Source organism: Nostoc mirabile CHAB5784 (assembly GCF_020829645.1).
GTDB classification, from domain to species: domain Bacteria; phylum Cyanobacteriota; class Cyanobacteriia; order Cyanobacteriales; family Nostocaceae; genus Nostoc; species Nostoc mirabile.
This window is the reverse complement of sequence record NZ_JAIVFS010000002.1, coordinates 121,306-145,130: the sequence shown is the minus strand read 5'-3', so window position 1 is coordinate 145,130 and position 23,825 is coordinate 121,306. Positions and strand designations below refer to the sequence as shown.

General features: G+C 42.9%; 23 protein-coding genes. 8 read left to right on the top strand and 15 right to left on the bottom strand.

The window, feature by feature from the left end; all coding sequences use genetic code 11:
• Positions 1–1,956, bottom strand: a complete 1,956-nt coding sequence (locus tag LC653_RS02505; RefSeq protein ID WP_229492442.1) for a P-loop NTPase fold protein — start codon at positions 1,954–1,956, stop codon at positions 1–3.
• Between the two features lie 55 nt (positions 1,957–2,011).
• Entirely contained in the window at positions 2,012–2,686 is a 675-nt protein-coding gene (locus LC653_RS02500) for a hypothetical protein (protein WP_229492441.1), read from the bottom strand.
• A 338-nt stretch (positions 2,687–3,024) separates the two neighbouring features.
• Between LC653_RS02500 and LC653_RS02495 the strand changes: the two genes are divergently transcribed.
• A complete protein-coding gene (locus tag LC653_RS02495; RefSeq protein ID WP_229492440.1) occupies positions 3,025–3,516 on the top strand; it encodes a hypothetical protein in 492 nt (163 codons plus the stop codon).
• A gap of 94 nt (positions 3,517–3,610) precedes the next feature.
• Entirely contained in the window at positions 3,611–4,003 is a 393-nt protein-coding gene (locus LC653_RS02490; RefSeq protein WP_229492439.1) for a translation initiation factor, read from the top strand.
• Positions 4,004–4,203: 200 nt separating this feature from the next.
• Here LC653_RS02490 and LC653_RS02485 read toward each other — a convergent pair whose 3' ends face one another.
• From LC653_RS02485 to LC653_RS02470, 4 genes are all read right to left on the bottom strand, one after another.
• Complete coding sequence (locus LC653_RS02485) at positions 4,204–4,419, bottom strand: NAD(P)H-quinone oxidoreductase subunit O (RefSeq protein WP_229492438.1); 216 nt, start codon at positions 4,417–4,419, stop codon at positions 4,204–4,206.
• Between the two features lie 103 nt (positions 4,420–4,522).
• A complete protein-coding gene (locus tag LC653_RS02480; protein WP_229492437.1) occupies positions 4,523–5,383 on the bottom strand; it encodes a DNA-formamidopyrimidine glycosylase in 861 nt (286 codons plus the stop codon).
• 252 nt (positions 5,384–5,635) lie between these two features.
• Entirely contained in the window at positions 5,636–5,851 is a 216-nt protein-coding gene (locus LC653_RS02475) for a photosystem I reaction center subunit IV (RefSeq protein ID WP_109011287.1), read from the bottom strand.
• Positions 5,852–6,203: 352 nt separating this feature from the next.
• Complete coding sequence (locus LC653_RS02470; protein WP_229492436.1) at positions 6,204–6,788, bottom strand: PAP/fibrillin family protein; 585 nt, start codon at positions 6,786–6,788, stop codon at positions 6,204–6,206.
• A gap of 242 nt (positions 6,789–7,030) precedes the next feature.
• On the opposite strand from LC653_RS02470, the gene LC653_RS02465 reads away from it, so the two are divergent.
• Both LC653_RS02465 and mraY read left to right on the top strand, forming a co-directional pair.
• A complete protein-coding gene (locus tag LC653_RS02465) occupies positions 7,031–7,267 on the top strand; it encodes a DUF3134 domain-containing protein (RefSeq protein ID WP_229492435.1) in 237 nt (78 codons plus the stop codon).
• Positions 7,268–7,346: 79 nt separating this feature from the next.
• Complete coding sequence (gene mraY, locus LC653_RS02460; RefSeq protein WP_229492434.1) at positions 7,347–8,438, top strand: phospho-N-acetylmuramoyl-pentapeptide-transferase; 1,092 nt, start codon at positions 7,347–7,349, stop codon at positions 8,436–8,438.
• Positions 8,439–9,151: 713 nt separating this feature from the next.
• On the opposite strand, the gene LC653_RS02455 is transcribed toward mraY, so the two are convergent.
• The 5 genes from LC653_RS02455 to LC653_RS02435 all read right to left on the bottom strand — a co-directional run bounded on the left by LC653_RS02455 (position 9,152) and on the right by LC653_RS02435 (position 14,389).
• On the bottom strand, positions 9,152–10,903 hold the full coding sequence (locus LC653_RS02455) for a diguanylate cyclase domain-containing protein (RefSeq protein ID WP_229492433.1): 1,752 nt from the start codon (positions 10,901–10,903) through the stop codon (positions 9,152–9,154).
• A 275-nt stretch (positions 10,904–11,178) separates the two neighbouring features.
• Positions 11,179–11,685: a MogA/MoaB family molybdenum cofactor biosynthesis protein gene (locus LC653_RS02450; RefSeq protein ID WP_229492574.1), complete on the bottom strand. Its 507-nt coding sequence runs from the start codon at positions 11,683–11,685 to the stop codon at positions 11,179–11,181.
• A 275-nt stretch (positions 11,686–11,960) separates the two neighbouring features.
• Entirely contained in the window at positions 11,961–12,302 is a 342-nt protein-coding gene (gene psb28 / locus LC653_RS02445; protein ID WP_229492432.1) for a photosystem II reaction center protein Psb28, read from the bottom strand.
• A 104-nt stretch (positions 12,303–12,406) separates the two neighbouring features.
• Complete coding sequence (gene dtd / locus LC653_RS02440; protein ID WP_229492431.1) at positions 12,407–12,859, bottom strand: D-aminoacyl-tRNA deacylase; 453 nt, start codon at positions 12,857–12,859, stop codon at positions 12,407–12,409.
• 423 nt (positions 12,860–13,282) lie between these two features.
• The gene (locus LC653_RS02435) at positions 13,283–14,389 is read right to left on the bottom strand and encodes a CobW family GTP-binding protein (RefSeq protein WP_229492430.1); all 1,107 of its coding nucleotides are present in this window, start codon (positions 14,387–14,389) and stop codon (positions 13,283–13,285) included.
• Positions 14,390–14,746: 357 nt separating this feature from the next.
• On the opposite strand from LC653_RS02435, the gene cysS reads away from it, so the two are divergent.
• The 3 genes from cysS to LC653_RS02420 all read left to right on the top strand — a co-directional run bounded on the left by cysS (position 14,747) and on the right by LC653_RS02420 (position 19,450).
• A complete protein-coding gene (gene cysS / locus LC653_RS02430) occupies positions 14,747–16,234 on the top strand; it encodes a cysteine--tRNA ligase (protein ID WP_229492429.1) in 1,488 nt (495 codons plus the stop codon).
• A gap of 124 nt (positions 16,235–16,358) precedes the next feature.
• A complete protein-coding gene (locus LC653_RS02425) occupies positions 16,359–17,798 on the top strand; it encodes a TldD/PmbA family protein (RefSeq protein ID WP_229492428.1) in 1,440 nt (479 codons plus the stop codon).
• Positions 17,799–18,103: 305 nt separating this feature from the next.
• Entirely contained in the window at positions 18,104–19,450 is a 1,347-nt protein-coding gene (locus LC653_RS02420; protein ID WP_229492427.1) for a TldD/PmbA family protein, read from the top strand.
• Positions 19,451–19,753: 303 nt separating this feature from the next.
• Here LC653_RS02420 and LC653_RS02415 read toward each other — a convergent pair whose 3' ends face one another.
• The 4 genes from LC653_RS02415 to coaD all read right to left on the bottom strand — a co-directional run bounded on the left by LC653_RS02415 (position 19,754) and on the right by coaD (position 22,505).
• On the bottom strand, positions 19,754–20,620 hold the full coding sequence (locus LC653_RS02415; RefSeq protein WP_229492426.1) for an FG-GAP repeat domain-containing protein: 867 nt from the start codon (positions 20,618–20,620) through the stop codon (positions 19,754–19,756).
• Between the two features lie 283 nt (positions 20,621–20,903).
• The gene (locus LC653_RS02410; RefSeq protein WP_229492425.1) at positions 20,904–21,230 is read right to left on the bottom strand and encodes a Ycf66 family protein; all 327 of its coding nucleotides are present in this window, start codon (positions 21,228–21,230) and stop codon (positions 20,904–20,906) included.
• A gap of 145 nt (positions 21,231–21,375) precedes the next feature.
• Positions 21,376–22,044, bottom strand: coding sequence for a cell envelope integrity TolA family protein (locus LC653_RS02405; protein WP_229492424.1), 669 nt, complete (start codon positions 22,042–22,044; stop codon positions 21,376–21,378).
• Positions 21,954–22,505, bottom strand: a complete 552-nt coding sequence (coaD, locus tag LC653_RS02400; RefSeq protein WP_229492423.1) for a pantetheine-phosphate adenylyltransferase — start codon at positions 22,503–22,505, stop codon at positions 21,954–21,956. Before coaD ends, LC653_RS02405 begins: the two co-directional genes overlap by 91 nt.
• Before the next feature lie 403 nt (positions 22,506–22,908).
• Here coaD and lgt point away from each other — a divergent pair, with 403 nt between their 5' ends.
• Complete coding sequence (lgt, locus tag LC653_RS02395; RefSeq protein WP_229492422.1) at positions 22,909–23,784, top strand: prolipoprotein diacylglyceryl transferase; 876 nt, start codon at positions 22,909–22,911, stop codon at positions 23,782–23,784.
• The last annotated feature ends 41 nt before the right edge of the window (positions 23,785–23,825 follow it).

Sequence of the window (23,825 nt, the reverse complement as noted above, 5' to 3'; positions counted from 1 at the left end):
TTACAACTCGCTGAATTCGTCGTCTGAGTCGTCTGTTTCACTTGTACTAGACGGATCTGTTAATTCACTTATTCCGTCAGGATCGTAGTCTTCATCATCAGGCATAGGAATATTACCAGATGGATTACTTAAAATTTCTCGGAGTAAAAGATTATCAAACGTAATCTTATTTTTGGAAAGGATATCAAAAATATCTTTTTCTGTTAACTGATAATTCAGGCGCTTTTGATAAACAGCTAAAATTACTATAAGTGGGCGAATTTGCTCCTCTATCAAATCGACGTGTTCTCCACCTCTTTTTAATACAAGCTCATCAAGTAATTTATATGCAGATGAATTATTATTCATCTGTTTTATCTTGGATTTTGAACGAACTAAACAGCCACGAGTAATGTCATACTTTTCGTAGTCAATTAACCATTTTAATCCTGCGGTTAATGTAACTTGAGAAGACTGGATTACAGCCACACCTATTTTTACTTTTTTGCCGTTTTCATTTGCGATAACTTTGAAGTTTATATACTTTGTATAGTATGTCTTGGGTTGGATATCATTTGTAACTTCTTCAATCATTATTCCTTCTAAAGTCTGACCTTTCAACGTTTCAAAGCCAAAATAGATAGCATCAGCAATTAGGTCACTATTCTCTAGATAATCTCCAATATCTGTTTTACTTTCCCTTTTCAATGCCAGTTCAAATCTATCAAATGGATCAGATGGAAGCGGCTCCTCATAAATCTTAAAATTATCTGCACACCATCGTAGAGCTTCCCTGACACTTGGCTTACTTACTTTGCCGTATTCCGTCAGCTTACTTTCTTCAAATGGGTAGAGTGGATCAGGAGGAACTAAACTTTTCGCGCTATAAAATTCTTTCAACCAAACAGTGATTAATTCAACCATTGAGTCGCCACTAACGTGTTGTAACTCTACTGGTTTTCGCTGTGTATATTTTGAAATTCTATCAGGCGTACCACCTGGCATTGAATTGACTTTATGTATCCATGTTTCAGGTAACATCACTGTGAGAATAACAACACCTTGACTAAGTTCAGAATTTTCGAGAGTGTCATGGAGAATTTTAACCAAATTAGCAATTACGATTGCTGTTGGTACTCCATCATCAGTAGAATGATTAATAACATCTATTTCGTCAAAACAAATGATAACTGGGTTATAGTAACTAACCAAATTTAAAATTTGCTGAATATTCTTGAGAGCTTCAGCTTCTCTATCTTGATTTGTTTTGCTAGGATTAGGTAGTCCCAACTGATCAGCATTAACTTGAGCTAACTCTTCACCAGATAACCATTTGATTGCAAAAGGTGCTTGAGTTTCTGAAAGCGTCCACAAAATAGCCCGAAGAATATAAGGATCTGCATTAGTTTTAGCTTTGAGAACTTCTTTTTGCAGAGCATTAATTAAGTTTTTATTTTTAGCCAACCTATTTGCATACACTCGGTCAAATTTTTTGACTAACTCTGCTGGAGTGGAGGAATTATCAGTTTTAACTTCGTTTACCATCGCTGCGGCTACTTCCTGCCACTGCATTACTTCTTGGCTACCAGTTTTGCTTAGACTATCTGCCAAGGTTTGCTGAAATTGGTATTTAACCAGATTTAAATCTGTATAGTTATTACCGCCCGCATAGACGAATAAAGCGCCACCTTGTTTTTCGAGATGATGACGAATGCGACTAAGGAGGTGGGTTTTACCAACTCCCTGCTGTGCAGTTATAGCAATTGAAGTCACCTTGTCTTGACTAGATTGACTTGTTCGCACTAATTCAATTGCTCGAAAAACTGCATCAGAAGCATGGGCATTTAAGGTAGATACATCTGGCGATTTTTTTTTCCAAATATCCTGTTCTTTGACAATCCCAGCGTTGATAAATGGATTGTGGCTTTGAATGGCAGCATTGACAGCTTCTATGGGAGACGTAGGGTTATTCGTCATACTGATTCTGAAAGTTGTGAGTTAATATACGGGGAATGGTTTAGTAAGAATCTGATTAATTCAAGCGCTTGGCGTAAGAGCGCAATCCTACTCCAGGTATGGTGATTGAGTCGTCACGTTTATCAGAATTAAAGTCTTGTATCTCTCCAGTCATCAGCTGAAAAATATCATCAGCTTGCATTTCCAGTAGCCACTCACTGAACTCTGTACGACTAACCCGATCGCCAATTTCTCTCCTGATACGATAAATTGGCACGAGATCATCTAAGTTGTAGTTTTGGTTCAACTTGTCGTAAACTTCCAACGCCACAGATTTAAACTCGTTGTAAGATGCGATTCCTTTGGAAAGCTCCGCTAACGCACTCTTCCCATTAACTGGTACATTTGCACCAACGACCGCAACATCAATCTGACTAATCCACCGCAACAACGCATTCGCCGCCCAAGTACCGACAATCGTCCCTTCAAATTTAAAATCAGAACTTCTCAAACCTTCACCCAACACCTCTAAACCCTTGCTAGATGTCAGAGAGTATCCTTTTTTGGAGATTGCGATCGCACCCTGATTCTGTAATTCCTCGAATATGCCCTGATAATCTGCTACCTTCTGGCTTTTGGATACAATTCGGTCGTGAAGTTGACGTTTGTTCACTTCCTGCTGCGTTCCTCCCAAATTCCACAAAGCCAAAAGGAGACGAGTTCTAGTTTGGGCTGTATTTTTTGATGTCATATTGAATATACTTTTTGGCAAAGATCATCATAGTAACTGTATCTTTCTAAATTATTTATCCCGAAAACATAACCGAGAAATTGCTGAATATTTCCGCGTTTGGGCTAAATTGATTAATAAAAAATCAACAATATATTTCCTTCGGATGAATGCAGTTTCTCTCGAAGGCAGGATGGAATATTTGAAAAAATCGATCATCATAACAGTGAAACGCTGTAGCTGTGCAGTTGTAAATTGAGTGGTAGATGTTCTTTCAATTCCAGGTGAAATAACAGGAATTCCAACTTTGTATTTGCAACAGCAAGGCTTTTAGTAAATACAGGTGATGACGAAATCCGATGAACACAGTATATAAAGAACGTAAAATAGTTTCGCGTCTATTAGCAGTGCTGCTTTCCGCATTGCTAACCGTACCCTTGCTGAGTAGCTGCGGCGGAGGTTCCAAAACTGCTGCGCCACCACCTGTTGATGATACCGTTGGTAGAACAGTGAGCGATCGCAACGCTACAAACCAACCCGAAGCTAAGAAAGGATTAGGTACGGGGCAAAAAGTGGCACTTTTGGCGGGAGCTGCGGCACTTTACTACATGTACAACCAACATAAGAATGCTCCAAAAGAAGGAGCGCAAGGTAAGTACTATCTTTCCAAGAACGGGCGTGTATACTACCGCGATGCTGAAAATCGCGCTCACTGGGTAACTCCACCATCAGAAGGAATTCGAGTACCAGAATCTGAAGCACAACAATATCGCCAATTCCAAGGCTATAACAGGAGTTCTACAGGTCGCGATCTAACTGGCATAACTTCATCCGCAGCTCCAGCCCTCTAGATAGCAAAGCGTGTGTAAATAAGAAAGCGGGTTTCCCGGAGGATAACGCCGATCGCGCACGTCGGAAACACGAACTTAAATCAGGAGACAGATTATGGTAGATGAATTTTTCCGAAAGGCGAAGGATTTACTTTTGGGATCAAACAGCGATCAAGCTGAAAAAGATGCCGAATTGCGCGATCGCAATGTCCGCCCAGCTAGCGAAGACCCCTACGGCGACCCCGCAGATATAGCGTCTTACGGTGATGTACGTCCAGCCAGTGAAGATCCCTACGGCGACCCCGCAGATATATCCTCTTACGGCAACCTTATTCCAGCCAGCCAAGACCCCTATGGCGACCCCGGAGATATCGCGTCTTACGGTAACGTCCGTCCAGCCAGTGAAGACCCCTACGGCGACCCCGCAGACCAAGGGGAATTTGGTAACGTCCGCCCAGCCAGCGAAGATCCCTACGGCGACCCCGCAGATGACGATTACCGCCGTTAACGCGAAACGTAACCCCCTTAAAAAAGGGGTAACTGAGTCAAAGTCCCCTTTTTTTAAGGGGGATTTCCGAGGATCTACTCAGCCAAAATTTCCTGCGATCGCTCAATACTTTTACGCACAGATCCCACCCCCAACCCCTCTCGAAGAGCGGGGAGGGGAGACAAAGCATAGCTTTGGCGGGGTGGGGTTCTTATTTTTAATTATTTAAACTCTTCAAGCTGATCCACACGTAACCAAACATTTGGCGTTGGCACTTTCCCGAACTTAATCAGGGCGTAATCACCTTTGATATCTACAATTTCGCCCTTACTGTCAAACAAATAGGCAGGAAAGCGAGTATCACTGGCTTTTGCTTCCAGACTGTTTTCCAACTTCTCGCGGATAGCGCGAACCATATTTCCTTTTTTGACTGCCATGAATTTCCCTCTCAAATTTCTAGATTAGACTTATCCGCATTTTAAGAGACTTCCGAGGTAAAAACTTCTAACTCTTGTACAGACGCGATTAATCGCGTCTCTCCTAACTCCTAACTCCCCGTACCGTTTGACACTGTGGGCAAAAGTGACTAGATCGCCCAGCTAACCTAATCCGCATAATTGGAGTGTCACAAACTCGACAGGGATCTCCAGCGCGGTTATAAACCCAGGCAACACCACCATAATTGCCGTTGACACCCTTAACACTTAAAAAATTACTAAAAGTCGTACCGCCAGCCTCAATGCTGGTTTCTAAAACTTGAATTATGGCTGTTCGCAAACGCTCAATTTGCTTTAGCTGCAAATCTATACACAAAGTTTCAGGTAAAATTCCACTCTTAAACAGGGCTTCATCAGCATAAATGTTACCTAATCCCGCCACTACCGATTGATCAAGTAGTGCAGTCTTAATCGGACGGCGGCGATTTTGGAGTTTGAGAGCTAGATATTCGACAGTGAATTCGGGTGAAAATGGGTCTGCTGCCAGTGTTGCCAAACCAGTCATAATACTTTCTACAGCAACACCAGGCGGAACCCACCACATTTTCCCGAAGGTACGCTGATCAACAAAGCGTAATTCCTGCTGTTCCCCAAAGAATAATCTAACCCGCGTGTGCTTATGTAATGGTTCATCTCGATGCAGCCATAGTAGTTGACCGGTCATTCGCAGATGAACCCCTAGCCAACCTGTGGAAGAGGGGGAAGAAAGTTCGGCAAGGAGATATTTACCGCGACGATGCCAAGTGGCAATGGCATTCTTTTTAATTCCATCAACAAACTCACCAACAGAAAACGGGTAGGCGATGGTGCGATCGAGCAACACATCTCCACCCGTAATTTCTTGGTTAAGGGTCAATTGATTTAGGCCCCTTCGGACTGTTTCAACTTCAGGCAGTTCAGGCATTCAAACTGAGTTAAGCAGGCAATTTTGATGTACTTGGGCGTTCGATAAAGAAGAGATAGAGTAGTAACTTACACAGCCTTAGATGGCTCGGATTACTACCCTAGAGAAACCGTAAATACCCGCAGGGTAGCTTCTCATAGATTAGGGTAGGCTTGGGTGAAAGATGAATGAACTGAAATTTTCAGACTTCATACTTCAGACTTAAGACTACCCTTCATCATCGCATCAAACAAGCCCCTTGTAGCTTTGCTGCTATTTTTTAGGTGCTTTAGCCTTTGGTGCTTCAACCTCGACTAATTCATCCTGGGCAAAGTTGTTGGTATTGATACCAGCGTAATTGACCTTTTCAAAGCGGACAATTACAGGGTATTTGATGCCGCTTTGGTCAATGGAAGCCACAGTTCCTAGATCCTGAAACCAGTAGGATTCAGGGCGGAGAATACGTACTTTAGAACCACGTTGAACCATGATTATTTTCCCTTTTAGTTATCAATCGCCAATCTAGAGGGCTAATTGATTTCACTCTACAACCTGAAGGTAGCAGCAAGAGTCTTTGTTAAGTTATTTGTCTGAATTGGGAGTAGGGAGTAGGGAGTGGGGAGTGGGGAGTGGGAATTGGGAATTGGGAATTGGGAATTGGGAATTGGGAATTGAATATTAATTATTCTTTCTCCCTCATCTCCCTCACCTCCCTTATCTCCCCCACTCCCTACTCCCCATTCCTCACTCCCTACCCAAAATTGAAAATTTTATTAGACACCACTTGACAAGGCACACGTTATAGCGTACCTTCGTTCGCAAGCGTTTATTTTGTAGAAGCTTATGTTTTAGTTAAGACAAACACACTTCCCTCGTTACCTCTGCCAATCCGCAGATCGTTATCTATATAGGTGATATCTAACCAGCCTTGCTGCTTATCACTCTTGATTGCAAAATCAATTGCGGGAAATTTTTTACCTGCTTCAATTTGTTGGATAAAAGTTACCGGAGAATTGTATTCTATTAAACGTTGTAAGCCGATAATAGACCGCTCAAATTTCACTTGGACACGCCGACCTGAAACTGGCTCAAATTTAGCAGCAACGCTGATTAATCCTTCCAAATAAGGTAAGCCATAAATCTCAGCTATGTTGTAAACACTGGCAGTATCTACCCGGATACACTGATAGATTTGACCCAGTTTGCACAAAGGTAGACCATCTAAGTTTAAAAGAGCCTTGCTGGTGGTGTATAGTAATCGCCAATTGCCATCTAGCAAATTACTAGCTTCTACCGGACGGGGTGTAGGATTAAAATCTTCTAAATTGGCGATCGCTGCTAAGATAACCTGTTTCTGTAGCTCAGTCGCCAGTAGACCGCGATTAGTAAGTGCGATCGCATCCATTAGAGCCGCTTTTGTGATCATCGCCTGTCACCTCAAAAATCAGTCCTTTCCATCAGCATAAACAAGATATTCATGACCTATGTGTAGAGCCATAAAAATTACTACTAAATCGCTTGACCTAAGCCTTATGCCTATTAAATAAAAAATTTCTATCTGAATGCGGATTTATCAACGAAAGGGTTGAAAAGATAACTAAATAAATCCGTGCCAAGTGATAGACTCTAAATGTCAACTTACGTATACCTTTTCTTGTCCTCCTCGATATGTTGAACTCTCCATTACGTGAAGTACCCCGTAATCAGCGAGCCGATGTTATCCCCTTAAAGCAAGAGTCCTCTTTGTTGGACTGGTTGCAAACCAACGGTCGGATCATCGCGCGTGACGTTCACGAACCGGATTTTCAAGATGACGAAGTAGAAATAGACTCCCTAATGGGTGTAGAAGATGGGATTGGCTACGACCTTGATGATGATAACGATATAGGAATCGCTGAGGATTAGCCTTTTCAGGCTAGCGACTTGGTAGTATCCCTAGTTGCTGATATTGAATTTTATATGTGTGGAGTGAAGGGAAACTTCTGTGGACGCTAAATTATCTCCTGAGCAAGGTTTAAATATTTCTGGAATCGCTCTAGCCTCTTTATTAACCGTAGGGCTAGCTACAACAGCATTTTTATTGGATTCGATGGCCAATAGGCTACCCTGGCAAAGTATGTCGTTAACCCTGCCACTACTATTGTGTGCTATAGGTTCAGGTGCCGTGGGCTATTGGGTAATACCCCTACTCCAAGCACTCAAAACTGGACAAATAATTCGTGAAGATGGCCCCCAAGCCCATCTAAAGAAGGCAGGCACGCCAACAATGGGAGGTATATTTTTTATCCCTGTAGGTGTGATCATTGCCTGCATATTGTCTAACTTTGCTACAGACGTGCTTGCAGTTTCGGCATTGACAATCAGCTACGGATTGATTGGCTGGCTCGATGATTGGCAAATTCTGCGCCGTAAATCAAATAAAGGTATATCTCCGGGAACGAAACTGGCTTTGCAGGTAGGTTTTGCGGCTGTATTTTGTCTATGGCTGATGTTTAATCAACCTTCTAATATAACAAATATTGCTTTGCCTTGGGTTAGCTTTACACTTCCCTTGGGGTTCCTATTTTGGCCTTTAGCAGGTTTTGTGCTAGTTGCAGAAAGTAATGCGACTAATTTAACAGATGGCATTGATGGCTTGGCAGCAGGAACAGTAGCGATCGCACTTTTGGCATTAGGTGCTTTAGTCGCACCTACAGCACCTGGGTTGATGGTTTTCTGTGCTGCATTAAGTGGTGGTTGCTTAGGTTTCTTAGCCCATAATCGTAACCCAGCCCGCGTTTTCATGGGAGATACCGGTTCTTTAGCACTAGGCGGCGCTTTAGCGGCTGTAGCGCTATTGACAAACACTCTAGTAGCTCTGTTCATTCTCAGTGGTATCTTCTTCGTAGAAACCCTTTCGGTAATGGCACAGGTAACTTATTACAAAGCCACCAAAGGCCCTGATGGCAAAGGCAAGCGCCTCTTCAAAATGGCACCCTTACACCATCATTTAGAACTCACTGGCTGGTCAGAATTGCAAGTGGTTGGAGTATTTTATGTCATCGCTGCTATTTTGGCTGCCATCTGCTTGGCGTAGGCGCAGCCCGCCGCAGGCATCGCTCCATTCTGAATCATGTTTTGAGAAAATAGTCGAATACAAAATGACAACTTCCACTTCTCCAGGGAGTTGTTTTTTATATAGGAAATTCATGAGTTTCTGATTTCATTAGGACTCAATACAGTTCAGTTAACGCTAAAAACCTTAAACTGTGTAGGTTGGGTTGAGGAAGGAAACCCAACATTTCCGGGGCTTTGTTGGGTTGTGCTTTGCTTAACCCAACAAAGCAATTTTTCACAAAGCCAAGCGTATTGCATTAGGACTTACGCAAAAAACCTCTCAAACTCTTATTCCTCCGTGTCGCGCCAGTTGCTACCCTTCGGGAACGCTAAGAGCGAACAAGTCGGGCTTTGCCCGCCCAACGCACTGGCTTCTCTGCGTCGCGCCAGTTGCTTCAAGTCTCTTAACCGCAAGGGCGCACTGGCTTCTCTGTGGTAGCCTGCGGCAAGCCCTTCGGGTGACGCTCGTACCGACGCTCGATGACTCGCTAACGCTGCGCTATCGCTAACGCTGCGCTAACAGCAGTCGCTCATGGGGGAAACCCCCAAGACCGCGCTGCTTCACCGCTTTGCGTCTACGATTTTCCGTTCCTTGTGCGTAAGTCCTGTTCATGCTGGAAAGTCTGATACTCAATGCCAATTGAAGGGCTGCTCATTTCACTGCTTGAGGTTTTTTGAATTATGAATTATAAATTAATAATAGTTATTTACATACTCTATAACCCGATTCTTCCCTGTTCGCTTTGCCTCAAGCATCGCTTGATTTGCCCGATTCAGAAAATCCTTAACTGTAATCCCTGGTTCTGATACAGCTATTCCAAAAGAAGCGGTAATGCCTTCAAGAATTTGATCGCCGTCCTTCAATTGCATTTGTTCAACATCTACCCTTAATTGTTCTACTCGCTTCCTGAGGTTTTCTAGTGTCATATTAGGCATCACAATCACAAATTCTTCACCACCCCATCTGCAAGCAATGTCAAAAGAGCGAATAGATTTTAACAGCAGTTTTGCTAATCCCTGGAGAACAATGTTGGCAGTCAAATGCCCATAGCGCGAGTTGTAAGATTTGAAGTTATCGATATCAAGGAAAATAACACTAAGAGGTTCTCCCGACCGTTCAGCCTCCGCTAGTCTCTGTTCCGTTATGGTTTGCATATAGTTTTGATTGAATAGTTGGGTCATCCCATCCCGCAAATTATCATAGGTTAGACGTTGTTTTATCGAGAGGTTATTTAGTGCAATGCCTAAGGTTCTAGCAATAATCTCAGTAATTTGTTGATCTTCTGGACTGATTTCTTCAAGCGCATTGATGTGTAAGATCCCAACTACTTCGCCTTGTCCAAACAATGGGGCACATAAATGTGTGCCGCTAACAGGCTGTATTAAGTGATTGCACATTAGTCCTGAAGTATGAGGCGATAAAAGGTTTAATTTTCCTCTCCGTAATGCCCAACAATCAGATAGTGAAAATATTTCTTTACTGGTTATTTCATCTCCCCAAAAACTATTCATCTGAACATAATTCTTGGAATTAGCAATTATATAGATACAACCACTCATATTAGGAAACAGCTTAGAACAGGTTAAAGCGACCACTTGATACACCTCATCTTCAGATTCGCAGCAATAAAGCATATCCGCCATATCTGAGAGATATATAAGTTCCTGTTTTTTTGCTTCTAATTTCAGTGTTTTTTCTTCTAGCTGCCGATTTAGGTCAGTGAGCGATCGCTGTGCTTCTATAGATTCTGTAATATCGATACTAATGCCACCGATGCGGCAAGCGCCCGTTGCGCCATCGCTAAAGGGAAACTTAAACGATAGCCAGTAGCACGGCTGATCGTTACCAGGTATCTTTACCTCTTCAATCAGCTTTAAGGGGCGTAGAGTCTTCAAAACGACTTGATCGTTTTCGATAACCCGCCGCCCTTGTTCTCGATCTGGCAAAAATTCACTATCGGTTTTCCCCAACCATTCTTGTGAATCTACCGAAAATCTAGACTGTAGCTCCTGGTTGTAATAAAGCACTCTAGATTGCTCATCTTTGATATAGGCTCCAAACGGCCCTTGATCTAGGAATAGCCGTTGTATCTGCTGACTGCGTTGAAGTTCGCGGGTGTCTTCTTGATGTCTGGCGATCATCTCTAGAATTTGATAAGCGGTTGGCATCAGGTAGAATAAGGCACACAAGGAAACAAGCGCCATTACATCAAGTACGCCTAAGTGCAGCAGGGACACTCCTATATGTGGCTCAAAGATCGCCAGAAAGTGATGAAAGCCGCAAAATAATACGAATCCACCTGATAATAAAAAAGCTAACCAAAACTTATTCGGGATAATTGCTTTAGTTTTGGCAAAGAAAACCCCTATTACTATGGGGATGCCAAAGTATGAAAATGCAGTTATGCCGTGAGCAATTATGCAATTCCAGTAAATACGCTCCATTACTGACCTGATATTAACACTTTATCCGTTTCACTATAGTTCTGGATACCCTAAAAATGTAAGTAGAGAAGGGATGATTTCAATGCCTCATGCCTTAATTTTACAAAAGTTTTTATAGTAACTTTCTCAAAGGCTGCTTATTTTACCAAAGTCCTTGCGCCGTCGAGAGCCAATGGCTTTAGACATGAGTGGAAATCGAAGTCATTAGTCATTAATAGTTTTTCAGAATTTTTCCTGCTTTTTCATATTAATGACTATTGACTAATGACTAATGACTAATTACAAACCTGACTCACCAAGTGAGTGAGTTCGGGTAAAATCAATTTTTCCATCGCCAGTCGCACAGCATTACTAGAACCAGGAAGCGAGAAGATTAATTTATTTTGATAAACACCAGCAACAGCGCGAGAAGCGATCGCCCGCGAACCAATTTCTTGATAACTTAAAAAACGGAATAACTCACCAAATCCCGGTAAGGTTTTTTCCAGTAACTTCTCAATGGCATCATAAGTAGTATCTCTTGGTGCAATGCCTGTACCACCACTGAAAATTACAGCATTCAAATTTGAGCTTTTACCTAAATTTTCTATCTGCTCTTGAATTTGTATTGGTTCATCTTTGATAATTGTGTAGGCTCCTACAGCATGGTTAGCACCAAGGAGTAACTGCTGAATTAGCTGGCCACTTTTGTCTGTTTCAAAAGTGCGTGTATCGCTGACAGTAACCACAGCACAAGTTACCGCAATTCTACTAGGCGAGTCTGGGTGGGGTTGTGGCATTATAGGTCAGTTATTAACTTTTGATCGTGAATAATTGGGCATGGCGAATGGCACATGGCCATGACAATAATTACCTGTGCCCATGCCCTATGTCCTATGACGCCAGTTGCTTCAACGGATAGCGCACCGTAAAGCCTTCTCTACGAGAGGCTGCGCCAACGGCATGGCTTCGCTTAGAGCGAGTACTCGAGCGTCGCGAACCTCCCTTCGGGTTCACCAGTCGCCTACGGCGGGAAACCCGCCTACAGCGCTGGATTCACTGTAACGCACTGGCTCCCCTATGCCTCATTTTTGCTTAGTCCCAGATCGTTTTCTTCAGCATACCGTTCCATGAAGCGCATAAAGCGATCCCATTCTTGGGGAGATTTCATCACGTAAAGTGCTTCTAATGCTTCCGGTTTCCCGTTAATAAATTTAGCTTTAACTTCACGGGTAATTATCTCTCCTTCTTGGTCAATCAGGTACATCCCGGTAATATCTTCGGTGCTACCTTGATCTAAAATCTTCGGATTGGTAAAAATAAACGTCGCTGTTCCACTGTCACCAGTGCGCGATCGCGTCAAGCGCACCTCTGGAATTACTTCTTCGTCAAGACCTCTAGAAAACTGAATTTTCGCCATGATGACTGAATTTAAACTTTTGTGATGGTTAATTTAATATTCTCTCATCAATTAGAACACCACGGTCTAGAGGCTACTGTTATTCATCTTTTTAGTGTATATACTTAAATTGCTTCTTTTTCAAGTAACAAAGTTACTGGGCCATCATTCTCAATTGTAACATGCATCATTGCACCAAATTGACCTGTTTCCACCTGCAAACCGCTAGCTTTTAACTTCGTAACAAAATGATTATACAAATCTGCTGCTGATTGGGGAGCGGCTGAACGGTCAAAAGAAGGACGGCGACCTTTGCGACAGTCACCGTAAAGGGTAAACTGACTGACTACTAACAAATCGCCGCCGATTTCTTGTACAGAGTTTTGCCAACGGTCGTCTCCTTCCTCGTCAGGAAACAACCGTAATTCCAAGCACTTACGCACCATCCAGTCGATTTCAACATTAGTGTCGGTATTGGCTATGCCTACGAGCAAATTTAGCCCCCGCCCAATTTTGCCGACAATTTCACCATTAACTACAACTTGAGATGATTTGACTCGCTGGATAACAACGCGCATTTTGAGTATCTATTCGTAATTCGTAATGACGCTCCTACGGACGCTCGTTCCTCGCTACCGCTTCGCTAACGCTAATGCTGCGCTAACGTAATTCGTAATTATTTGCGAAACACTCGCGCGTAAACGCAGAGGAGTGAGGAAGCGATGTCTACGACGGGCTATTCGGCGTCGCTATTCTCTCTAGGACTTACGCAAATTATCTCTCAAACTCTGATTTCTCCGTGCCGCGCCAGTTGCTTCAAGTCTCTTAACCGCAAGGGCGCACTGGCTTCTCTGTGCCTCTGTGGTTCGTTATTCCGTAACTCGTGCGTAAGTCCTACTCTCATTTTCATTGTTCAAAATTGATGGCAGAGCCATTGGGAATGCATTCCCAGGTGGAACCTGGGAACGTAGAGACGCGATTAATCGCGTCTCTGCTAACTTTTACTTGCCAAATCCTTTACCGCGAGAGGTTGAAGGTAGACAAATGCAGTTTTCGAGTTGACTAATTAAAGTCTCACGATCCAAATTTTGACCAATTAGCACGATTTGGTTTTTTAGTTGACCTTTCCATTCATCATCATCCAAGGTAAAGCGTTTACCGCAAAGGTGGAAAATATGACGCTTCGGACTTTCATCAAACCACATAATCCCCTTCGCTCGGAAGATATTTGAGGGTAGCTGGTTATCTAAGAAATGCTGAAACTTCCTGATAGAAAAAGGCTTATTACTTTGGAAAGAGATGGAAGTAAAACCATCATTTTCTAAATGGTCAGAATGATGGTGAGCGTGGTCATGGTCGTGATGATCGTGACCACATGTTGAGTGATCATGATCATCATGATGATCGTGATGTTCATGATCGTGATGGCCGTGTTCATCCACCACTGTGTCAAAATATTTATCAGACTCAAACAGACCAACACTGAGAATTAACGGAAGTGGCACTTGCGATCGCGTGGTGCGGAGAATTCTTGCTCCTTCCTTAACTTCGTTAATTTTTGTTTCTAACTCATTCAAAGTGGCTTCATCAACCAAATCAGTCTTGTTCAGTACAATTACATCACCATAGGCAATCTGGCTGTATGCTGCCTGAGAGTTAAATAAATCTAGGCTGTAATTAGCCGCGTCTACTACGGTAATAATCGAATCTAAGCGAGTTAAATCTCGCAATTCTGTACCCAGAAATGTTAAAGCTACTGGTAGGGGATCTGCCAATCCAGTTGTTTCCACAACTAGATAATCTAGATTTTCTTGCCGTTCTAAAACTTTGTAAACTGCATCTACCAAATCATTATTAATAGTGCAGCAAATACAACCATTATTTAGCTCCACCATGTTCTCACCAGTGGAAACAATTAGCTCGTTGTCGATGCCAATTTCGCCAAATTCATTCACGAGAACGGCGGTCTTCAAACCCTGCTGGTTGTTGAGGATATGATTGAGTAAAGTCGTCTTGCCACTGCCGAGAAAACCCGTAATAATTGTTACTGGCATTCCTTGTTTGGGCGTATCCATTGCGGAAGATTCGGGTGTAACTGCTGATTGCATAGCGCTGTTATCAAATAGTCAAAAAATAGTAATGTAGCGCAGATAGTTCAGAAAACACTAGCACCGCTACGCAAAAGTCAATCTTGAGCCAGTGCGTTGCGCGGGTTAAGAGCGTTGTACCCCTCCGGGGAAGCAAGCTACGCGCAGCGTCTCCCCTTCTCCCGAAGGGAGAGGCTAGCGCCAAGGGAGAAGCAACTGGCTCTCAAAAGTCAAAAACCCTTGATTTCTAGGCTTTCGAGATTTTGTCCAATAGTATGTTGATTTCCGCCGTGACGTACTAGCATAGGGATGCTGGACTGTCATCCCAGCTGCTTTACCCTATTATTACGTATCTTCTTATTTCAGCATTACTCTGTTATGACCCTAACCCTTTACAATACCCTCACCCGTCGTCAAGAACCGTTTGAAACTCTCGTTGCAGGCAAGGTTAAGATGTATTACTGCGGCGTGACGGTGTACGACTACTGCCATTTGGGTCATGCGAGAGCTTGCATCGTTTGGGATGTAATCCGCCGATACCTCCAGTTTATCGGCTATGAAGTGCGATATATCCAAAATTTTACCGATATTGATGACAAGATTCTCAATCGAGCCTGTGTTGAACATTCATCAATGGAAGCTGTAGCCGATCGCTTTATCAAAGCATATTTTGAGGATATGGCGCGATTGGGAATCAAAGAAGCTGATGAATATCCCCGTGCTACCCACACGATGAATGGCATTCAACGGTTAATTCATGAGTTGGAAAATAAAGGGTTTGCTTACCCTGCTGACGGCGATGTGTATTATGCAGTCCGACAGTTTGCTGAGTATGGCAAGCTTTCTGGACGCAAATTAGAAGATATGCAAGCCGGGAAAAGCGATGCCTACGGCGGGCTACGCCTACGCGTCAATGTAGAAGATCCAGAATATCAGAAAAAGAAAGACCCCTTTGATTTTGCTTTGTGGAAGGCAGCAAAACCGGGAGAACCAGCTTGGGAATCACCTTGGGGCGCAGGTCGTCCGGGGTGGCATATAGAATGCTCGGCAATGGTGCGCGATCGCTTGGGTGATACCATCGATATTCATGCTGGTGGTGCTGACTTAATTTTTCCCCACCACGAAAACGAAATTGCCCAATCTGAGGCTGTTACAGGAAAACCCCTAGCGCGTTACTGGTTACATAACGGCATGGTGAAGGTAGATGGTGAAAAAATGTCCAAATCTTTGGGCAACTTTACCACTATTAGAGACTTACTGGATCGAGGAGTTGACCCGATGGCAGTGCGGTTGTTCGTACTGACCGCACAATATCGCACACCCATAGATTTTACCGACGAAGCGATCGCCGCAGCAACCAACGGTTGGCACACCATTAAAGAAGGTTTACTCTTCGGCTACCAATACGGTAAAAAAATAGGATGGGGAGTGGGGAGTGGGGAGTGGGGAGTAGGAACTGCCTCGCTACTTCCTGAAACTATTGAACGCTTTCAAGAAGTTGTAAATAACGACTTTAATTTTCCTGGTGGGTTAACAGTGCTGTTTGAATTAGCCAAAGAACTGCGCCGTGAGGGAAATATTATTGTGCATGAAGGGAAAACGGAAACTTCCCCTGATGAGTTAAAGCATCAATGGCAAACTCTTGTCACATTGGCTGGAGTTTTGGGTTTAGAAGCCGAGATAGAAGCGGAACCTGACAAGAGTAATGGTTTAAGCGATGCGGAAATTGAAGCAAAAATTCAGCAAAGGCAAGAAGCACGTAAAGCCAAGAATTTTGCCGAAAGCGATCGCATTCGTGACGAACTCCAAGCAGAAGGTATTACGCTAATTGATAGCCGTGATGGCACGCGCTGGCATCGGAATTAGGGAGAGTGGGGAGTGGGGAGTGGGGAGTAGGGGGAAAATTCCTCTCCTCTGTACCATTCCCCATTCCCCATTCCCCATTCCCCATTCCCCATTCCCCACTCCCGATTCCCCATTCCTTTAAATTATGTGGTCTGAACTTAAAAAAGCGATCGCTAGTTTTGATATTCCTGCTGATTGGATTGGTATTAGAGCCGTAAAGGAGACTTCTACAACCCGTTCAGTCCGTGACGGCTTACCCCAGGTAAATGGCAAATCCTTCACTGTAGGAGCCATGCTGGAAGTTTTGGCAAATGGCTGTCTGGGTTATGCAGCAACTAACTCTCTGGAAGTGTCTTCCCTAAAAGCTGCTGCCGAAACAGCCTATAAACAGGCACTAGCAGCCAGTGAATGGTGGATACATCCCTTCGGTGAAAGTGAGCGCCCTAAAGTCGTTGGTGAATATAACTCTCCATATCTTGAGCCATTGGATGCTCTGAGTCCGGGAGAAATCAACGATTTACTGGTTCGGATTTGCCAAACGTTGAAAGTTGACGACAAGATTGTGCAAACCATAGCCAGTGCTAGCACCATTGAGAGGGAGTCTTGGTTTATTAGCAGTAACGGCTCGGAAGTCTATCAAAAAATTCTATCTATAGGCACTCATTATGGAGCCACCGCCCAAGATGGTGCGGTTGTACAGCAGCGCAGTAACAATGGTTCTCACGCAAACTATTACCAAGGCGGACTAGAACTTTTAAAACAAGAAAACTTATGGCATCGGGTGCGGCAAATTGGCGAACAAGCAGTAGAACTCTTGACAGCAGAAGAATGCCCTACCACTCGTACCAATTTAGTTTTAGCCTCAGATCAAATGATGCTGCAAATCCATGAAAGTGTCGGGCATCCCCTAGAAATTGACCGAATTTTGGGAGATGAGCGTAACTATGCTGGGGGCAGCTTCGTTAATAAAAGTGATTTTGGCAATCTAGTATATGGTTCGCCACTGATGAATATTACCTTTGATCCCACCGTGCCTGGTGAATTTTCTAGTTATGGCTTTGATGATACGGGTGCTGTAGCAACGCGAGAGTATTTGGTTAAAGAAGGTGTACTTCAACGGGGTTTAGGTAGTCTAGAGAGTCAAGCCAGAGCAGGTATACCAGGAGTTGCCTGTGCCCGCGCTTGCTCATGGAATCGACCAGCGATCGATCGCATGGCAAACTTAAATTTAGAGCCTCTAAACGCTAGCTTTGAAGACATTATTGGCGGGATAGAACACGGCGTTTACATGGAATCTAACCGATCTTGGTCAATTGACGATCGCCGCTACAAATTCCAATTTGGTTGTGAGTACGCTAAATTAATTGAAAACGGTAAACTCACCAAAACCCTCCGCAATCCCAACTATCGCGCCACAACACCAGAGTTTTGGCATAGCTTAATCCAAGTAGGAAATGCTGACAACTGGCAAATGTATGGTACTCCTTATTGTGGTAAAGGAGAACCAAATCAGGCTATTTGGGTAGGACATGGTTCACCTGTTTGTGTATTTGCTAATGTCGAAGTTTTTGGTGGAGGAACTTGAAAAATACAATAGTTAGGAGTACAGACGCGATTAATCGCGTCTGTACAGGAGTTAGGAGTTTTGAATTAAGTAGGTAGGCATAATTAAACATAAAATAAAATCCTAGCTCGTAGTGAGCGATTCATCGCTCAAAAAAAGGATTATCAGGACTAAAGTCCTTACTACAAACTTTAATTTATTTACGCCTAGCTACTTACAAAAATTCTTTTAACTCCTGTACAGACGCGATTAATCGCGTCTCTACTCCTAACTCCTAACTCCTAACTTTCTCCCCACTCCCCACTCCCTACTAATATTTAATATCTATGAAAATTGAGGAATTATCTGCGTTAGAAGTCAGCTTTAATCAACTGATTGAAACTCTGCTGATTAAAAAATCTGAAAGTGAACAATTCACTGTGAAACTCAGCAGTGAAAGAAGTCAATTTACTCGTTTCAATCATGCCAAAGTGCGACAAACTGGTTGTGTTGCCGATGGTTGGCTCGAACTGACTTTGATGGCAGATCAGCGCAGCAGTGTTCGGCAGTTTCCCTTTACTGGAAATTGGGATGTAGATTGGCAGTTAGCATATACTGCTTTGCAGGAACTACGTAACGAACTTATTCTACTACCCATCGATCCGTATCTAGTTTTGCCATCAGGAAATAATACCAGTCGAGAAATACATTCTGGGAATTTATTGGCAGATGAGGCAGTAGTACCAACTGTGCTAGAACTAGTTGCTGAATTAGATTTTACAGGTATATATGCTGGAGGAATAGTAATTAAAGCGTATGGTGATTCCAACGGTCAAAAACACTGGTTTGCTACTGATTCTTTTACCTTAGATTATTCTCTATTTTCCACCTCTGGACAAGCAGTTAAGGGTACATTTGCTGGGAGTAATTGGGATATATCTGCATATATAGCCAAAATTAGCGAAGCCAAAAAGCAACTCAAATTGCTTTCTCGCCCAGCTAAAGAATTGCCACGGGGACAATACAAAACTTATTTTGCACCTGCTGCTGTTGGAGATTTATTAGCAATGCTTTCTTGGGGAGCAGTCGGCGAAGCTGATATCCAACAAGGAAACAGTGCTTTAGCTGCTTTATCGCGTCAAGAAAAACAACTTTCTCCAAGATTTAGTTTGAAAGAAAATTTTCAACGAGGATTAGTGCCGCGATTTAATGAATTGGGAGAAATAGCAGCACCGGAGTTACCTGTAATAGAAAAAGGACATTTGGTAAATACTTTGGTGAATTCTCGGACTGCTAAGGAATATCAGAAAATTGCCAACGGTGCTAATGGTTCAGAGACTTTACGAGCGCCAGAAGTAACTACTGGAAATTTAGTATTTGAGCAGATTCTTCAGAGTTTAGATACCGGATTATATGTATCTAATTTGCATTACTTGAATTGGAGCGATCGCCACACTGGTAGAATCACAGGTATGACCCGTTATGCTTGTTTTTGGGTAGAAAACGGAGAAATTCTTGCCCCCATTGAAAACTTACGTTTTGACGAAAGTCTCTATCGTTTTTGGGGAGATAAGTTAGTAGATTTGACCAATTTTCAGGAGTTTATTCCCGAAGTCGGAACTTATGAAAGTCGTCAACTTGGAGGTAGTTTAGTTCCTGGTATGCTGGTAAAAGATTTTACATATACTTTGTAATCATCTGTTGACAAAGAATCAAATCTAGAAATCTACTCTAAGAGGATGTCTGAGAAGTATCAAATATTTGTTGATCCCCCCTAAACCCCCTTAAAAAAGGGGGAATAAGAGTCTTAAAGTCCCCCTATTTATCGGGGAGCCACTGCGGTCTTGGGGTTTCCCCAAGTGAAGCAAGTGGCGTGGATTTAGGGGGATCTCCAAAGGTTAGGTGTATACAAAAAAACTTTTCAGACATCCTCTAACGGGGAGGTGACATTGGAGCCAATGACAAACAAACTATTACTTATGAGAAGTGTCATCCTATTAACCTAAAGAGACGAAGACATTATCATTTCCAAAACCGACAATATCATCGCGACCATCACCGTTGACATCACCAAGCTGACGTGGATATTTGTCAAAGCTAGTCCATGCGCCATCAGTGAAAGTAAAATCATTGTCCAGACCTACAAACACCGAACCGAAAGTACCATTGCTTTGACCTAAAGAGACGAAGACATTATCATTTCCAAAACTGACAATATCATCGCGACCATTGTCAGTGACATCACCAAGCTGACGTGGATATTTGTCAAAGCTACTCCATGCGCCATCATTGACAGTAAAAGTATTGTCCAGACCTACAAACACCGAACCGAAAGTACCATTGCTTTGACCTAAAGAGACGAAGACATTATCATTTCCAAAACCGACAATATCATCGCGACCATCACCGTTGACATCACCAAGCTGACGTGGATATTTGTCAAAGCTAGTCCATCCGCCATCATTGACAGTAAAATTATTGTCCAGACCTACAAACACCGAACCGAAAGTACCATTGCTTTGACCTAAAGAGACGAAGACATTATCATTTCCAAAACCGACAATATCATCGCGACCATCACCGTTGACATCACCAAGCTGACGTGGATATTTGTCAAAGCTAGTCCATGCGCCATCATTGACAGTAAAATTATTGTCCAGACCTACAAACACCGAACCGAAAGTACCATTGCTTTGACCTAAAGAGACGAAGACATTATCATTTCCAAAACCGACAATATCATCACGACCATCACCGTTGACATCACCAAGCTGACGTGGATATTGGTTAAAGCTAGTCCATCCGCCATCATTGACAGTAAAAGTATTGTCCAGACCTACAAACACCGAACCGAAAGTACTCATGATAATGCTCCTTTAATGAATAATTTTGCGCGTAGTAAAACCACGTACCTCTTTAGTGTCCAGTTTTAGTTCCGGGAAGTAGGCAAATCATTTACAAATCTTTAAACAGTGACATTTCCATAACAGATTCTAACTACCAAGCGATGCAAAAGCGAATTAACCAATCGCGATCGCAGTGAAGGATACTGGGGACTGGGGATTAAGTAATTTTTCCAGTACCCAGTACCCATTTTTCTGAGTTTTAAACACAAATTTTATTCATGAGATTCTCTCAATGCTAAAATTATCTATCTCTGTAAACTGCATTAATTACAATATCTTTGATACTTAAGTAAAGAATTAATAGCAACAATAAAAATTGCTCAAATTGAAGAATTGGATCTAAACGCCAACCTTGATAAAACAATATTGCTCCACTTAACAACATTATAATTGGCGTAAATATAAGTTGAATAATGTAAAGGGCTAAAGCCCAACCTCTAAGTCTGGTTCCGCGTTGGGATAGCCAAGCTACTGTTAAAATAAAGTAAATAATTGCCCAAAGTAAATAAATAATTCCAATTAAACCAGCTAGATTTACTCCAAAATTAACTTGAGCGAAGGTAAGCATTTATTAAAAATCCTGCTTAATTACAAGCCAAAACTTTAAATATATTACCAGGTAGCTTCCTCAAAATTATTCCTTTATAAAAATTGTTGGGTTAAGCAATAGCGAAACCCAACCGATAATTTTTTCTCATCTCTGGTTATAACCTCTATTTTTTCTTACCAGGAGGTGAATTGCGCTGAGTGAGGTTATCAATTTGCAATTGTTGCCGTCCGTTGGTGATAATTCGCAACATCTGCTTGAGATCCTGCTCAATATTTTCCAGGATGCCATCAGCATAAGCATCAGCACCATCTTCAATTTCTTGAGCCTGAGCGATCGCAGTTTGCCTCATTTGCTCTAACTCTTGTTGACAAGCATACCGCTTACGCTCAATCTCGGCGAGGGTTTCTTGCATTATTCCCTCACACTCTTGTTGCACTTGTCGCCGCAGTTGTTCAGCTTCTTGTTCTGCCTGGTGAATAATATCGCTTTCAGCTAAAATTTGCGCTCTTTTAGCTTGCGCGGCCTCAACAACCTGCTGTCCATACTCTTCCGCTTCCAGCAGAATTTCGTCCTTTTGGTTGAGGATAGCTGCTGCTTCTTGAAAAAGCGATGGTAAAGCAAGCCGGATGTAATCAAGCTGATCTAGTAGCTTTTCTTCATCTATGAGAGTGCGTCCCGTCAAAGGAATCCTGAGACTAGAGAGAACCATTTCCTCTAGACGGTTGAGTTCCTGCTGAATATCTATGCTTCCCTCTCCACCGAGATGCTCTTGAGGGGGGGGATTGCTTCCGGTGAGATTGGGTTCAACATTGGAGAGTTCTGATTGTAGCATTGGTATATATCTAGGGCAATGTGTGGGGGAACGAGATGATCGATAGAGCCACCAAACCTTGCAATCTCTTTTACCACACTACTACTTAAAAAACTATACTCATTTGAGGTTGCGAGAAAAACTGTTTCTATTTGGGTAGAAAGAGTTTTATTGGTGTGAGCCATTTGCAGTTCCACTTCAAAATCTGACACAGCCCGTAAACCCCGCAGCAAAACTTGTGCTTGTCGCATTTGGGCATAGTTGACGGTAAGACCATCAAAGCTGTCTACTTCTATATTAGGTAGATGTTGTGTAGAAAGACTGATCTGATCTAGCCGTTGCTCCACGCTAAAAAGTGGCATTTTGTTAGGGTTCCGCAGTACAGCGACAATTACCCGCTCAAACAGCCGACTACCGCGCCCGATGAGGTCAAGGTGTCCCAAGGTGATGGGGTCGAAGCTACCAGGATAAATAGCAATCACAATTTTAGATATATCAAAGTTGTTTAGGTGATTATATCGAAGCTCTTTTGTGTAACCTACTCAAATTTACCATCTTGCGCTCTGAGTAAGGATGCTTTACTCAATTGTTTTGCTGGTACAAGTTATGCTCAACTAGGCGTTAGGAACTATAACGGTGCAATATAGCCTGAACCTCACCCCGCATTCGAGTAAAGCAAACGCTCCCCTCTCCTTAGCAAGAAGAGGGGTTGGGGGTGAGGTTAAACAAAACCGCTATAAACTCCTAAATATGGATGCTGGATTTCTATTTGTGTCCCCACGAAATTGTGGAGTATTTAAGTACAGTTCCAGCATTCGACACCCAAAAAACTCCGTACTTAGCAAAGTGCGCGGGTAGTTAACGAACTATTCTAGGTAATTTTTCATGGCACTGGATTTTTCCACCTTGCCCTTGGCGTTTCAATTTACTTCTCCAGGACCGATTCTGGTGAAATTAGGGCCACTCAGTATCCGTTGGTATGGCTTATTGATTGCCACAGCAGTGTTAATTGGCGTTATTCTTTCACAGGAATTGGCAAAGCGCCGTAATGTTAATCCTGAGTTGCTAGGCGATTTATTCTTTTGGTTGTTGATTGGGGCAATTCCTGGCGCACGGCTATATTACGTTTTTTTTGAGTGGTCAAAATATGCCCCAACTCCAGGAAAAATCTTTGCTATCTGGGAAGGAGGTATTGCCATTCATGGAGCAATTCTTGGTGGCGTTTTGGCTGCGTTAATCTTTGCCAAAATCAAGCAGGTTTCTTTTTGGCAACTGGCAGATTTAGTAGCGCCTTCGCTGATTTTAGGGCAAGCGATCGGACGTTGGGGCAATTTCTTTAATTCTGAAGCTTTTGGTGATCCTACAAATTTACCCTGGAAGCTGTATATTCCCCCAGATCATCGTCCTCTAGAGTATGCAAGTTTCGATTACTTCCATCCCACCTTCCTCTATGAATCTCTGTGGGATTTAACGGTGTTTGCGCTGCTCATAACGTTGTTTTTCCGGTCTTTGTCCGGTAAGCCACGTTTGAAGGTAGGCACGCTGTTTCTAATTTACTGGCCAGCCTACAGCTTAGGACGCTTGTGGATAGAAGGTTTTCGCACTGATAGCTTGATGCTGGGGCCGTTACGGATAGCACAAGTAGTCAGTAGTCTAGGAATTTTATTTGGATTACTTGGATTAGCTTGGCTTTACTTACTTAAACGCCCTTTACCCGATGTAGTTCCTACTCCGAAGGGAGATGGGGAGATGAGGGGATGAGGGGCAGGGGGCAGGGGGCAGGGGGCAGGGGGCAGGGGGAG

Bases quoted from the DNA above. Each gene is read 5' to 3' on its own strand.
- LC653_RS02505 (WP_229492442.1), bottom strand. From the start codon at position 1,956: ATGACGAATAACCCTACGTCTCCCATAGAAGCTGTCAATGCTGCCATT.
- LC653_RS02500 (WP_229492441.1), bottom strand. From the start codon at position 2,686: ATGACATCAAAAAATACAGCCCAAACTAGAACTCGTCTCCTTTTGGCT.
- LC653_RS02495 (WP_229492440.1), top strand. From the start codon at position 3,025: ATGAACACAGTATATAAAGAACGTAAAATAGTTTCGCGTCTATTAGCA.
- LC653_RS02490 (WP_229492439.1), top strand. From the start codon at position 3,611: ATGGTAGATGAATTTTTCCGAAAGGCGAAGGATTTACTTTTGGGATCA.
- LC653_RS02485 (WP_229492438.1), bottom strand. From the start codon at position 4,419: ATGGCAGTCAAAAAAGGAAATATGGTTCGCGCTATCCGCGAGAAGTTG.
- LC653_RS02480 (WP_229492437.1), bottom strand. From the start codon at position 5,383: ATGCCTGAACTGCCTGAAGTTGAAACAGTCCGAAGGGGCCTAAATCAA.
- LC653_RS02475 (WP_109011287.1), bottom strand. From the start codon at position 5,851: ATGGTTCAACGTGGTTCTAAAGTACGTATTCTCCGCCCTGAATCCTAC.
- LC653_RS02470 (WP_229492436.1), bottom strand. From the start codon at position 6,788: ATGATCACAAAAGCGGCTCTAATGGATGCGATCGCACTTACTAATCGC.
- LC653_RS02465 (WP_229492435.1), top strand. From the start codon at position 7,031: ATGTTGAACTCTCCATTACGTGAAGTACCCCGTAATCAGCGAGCCGAT.
- LC653_RS02455 (WP_229492433.1), bottom strand. From the start codon at position 10,903: ATGGAGCGTATTTACTGGAATTGCATAATTGCTCACGGCATAACTGCA.
- psb28 (WP_229492432.1), bottom strand. From the start codon at position 12,302: ATGGCGAAAATTCAGTTTTCTAGAGGTCTTGACGAAGAAGTAATTCCA.
- dtd (WP_229492431.1), bottom strand. From the start codon at position 12,859: ATGCGCGTTGTTATCCAGCGAGTCAAATCATCTCAAGTTGTAGTTAAT.
- LC653_RS02435 (WP_229492430.1), bottom strand. From the start codon at position 14,389: ATGCAATCAGCAGTTACACCCGAATCTTCCGCAATGGATACGCCCAAA.
- cysS (WP_229492429.1), top strand. From the start codon at position 14,747: ATGACCCTAACCCTTTACAATACCCTCACCCGTCGTCAAGAACCGTTT.
- LC653_RS02425 (WP_229492428.1), top strand. From the start codon at position 16,359: ATGTGGTCTGAACTTAAAAAAGCGATCGCTAGTTTTGATATTCCTGCT.
- LC653_RS02420 (WP_229492427.1), top strand. From the start codon at position 18,104: ATGAAAATTGAGGAATTATCTGCGTTAGAAGTCAGCTTTAATCAACTG.
- LC653_RS02415 (WP_229492426.1), bottom strand. From the start codon at position 20,620: ATGAGTACTTTCGGTTCGGTGTTTGTAGGTCTGGACAATACTTTTACT.
- LC653_RS02410 (WP_229492425.1), bottom strand. From the start codon at position 21,230: ATGCTTACCTTCGCTCAAGTTAATTTTGGAGTAAATCTAGCTGGTTTA.
- LC653_RS02405 (WP_229492424.1), bottom strand. From the start codon at position 22,044: ATGCTACAATCAGAACTCTCCAATGTTGAACCCAATCTCACCGGAAGC.
- lgt (WP_229492422.1), top strand. From the start codon at position 22,909: ATGGCACTGGATTTTTCCACCTTGCCCTTGGCGTTTCAATTTACTTCT.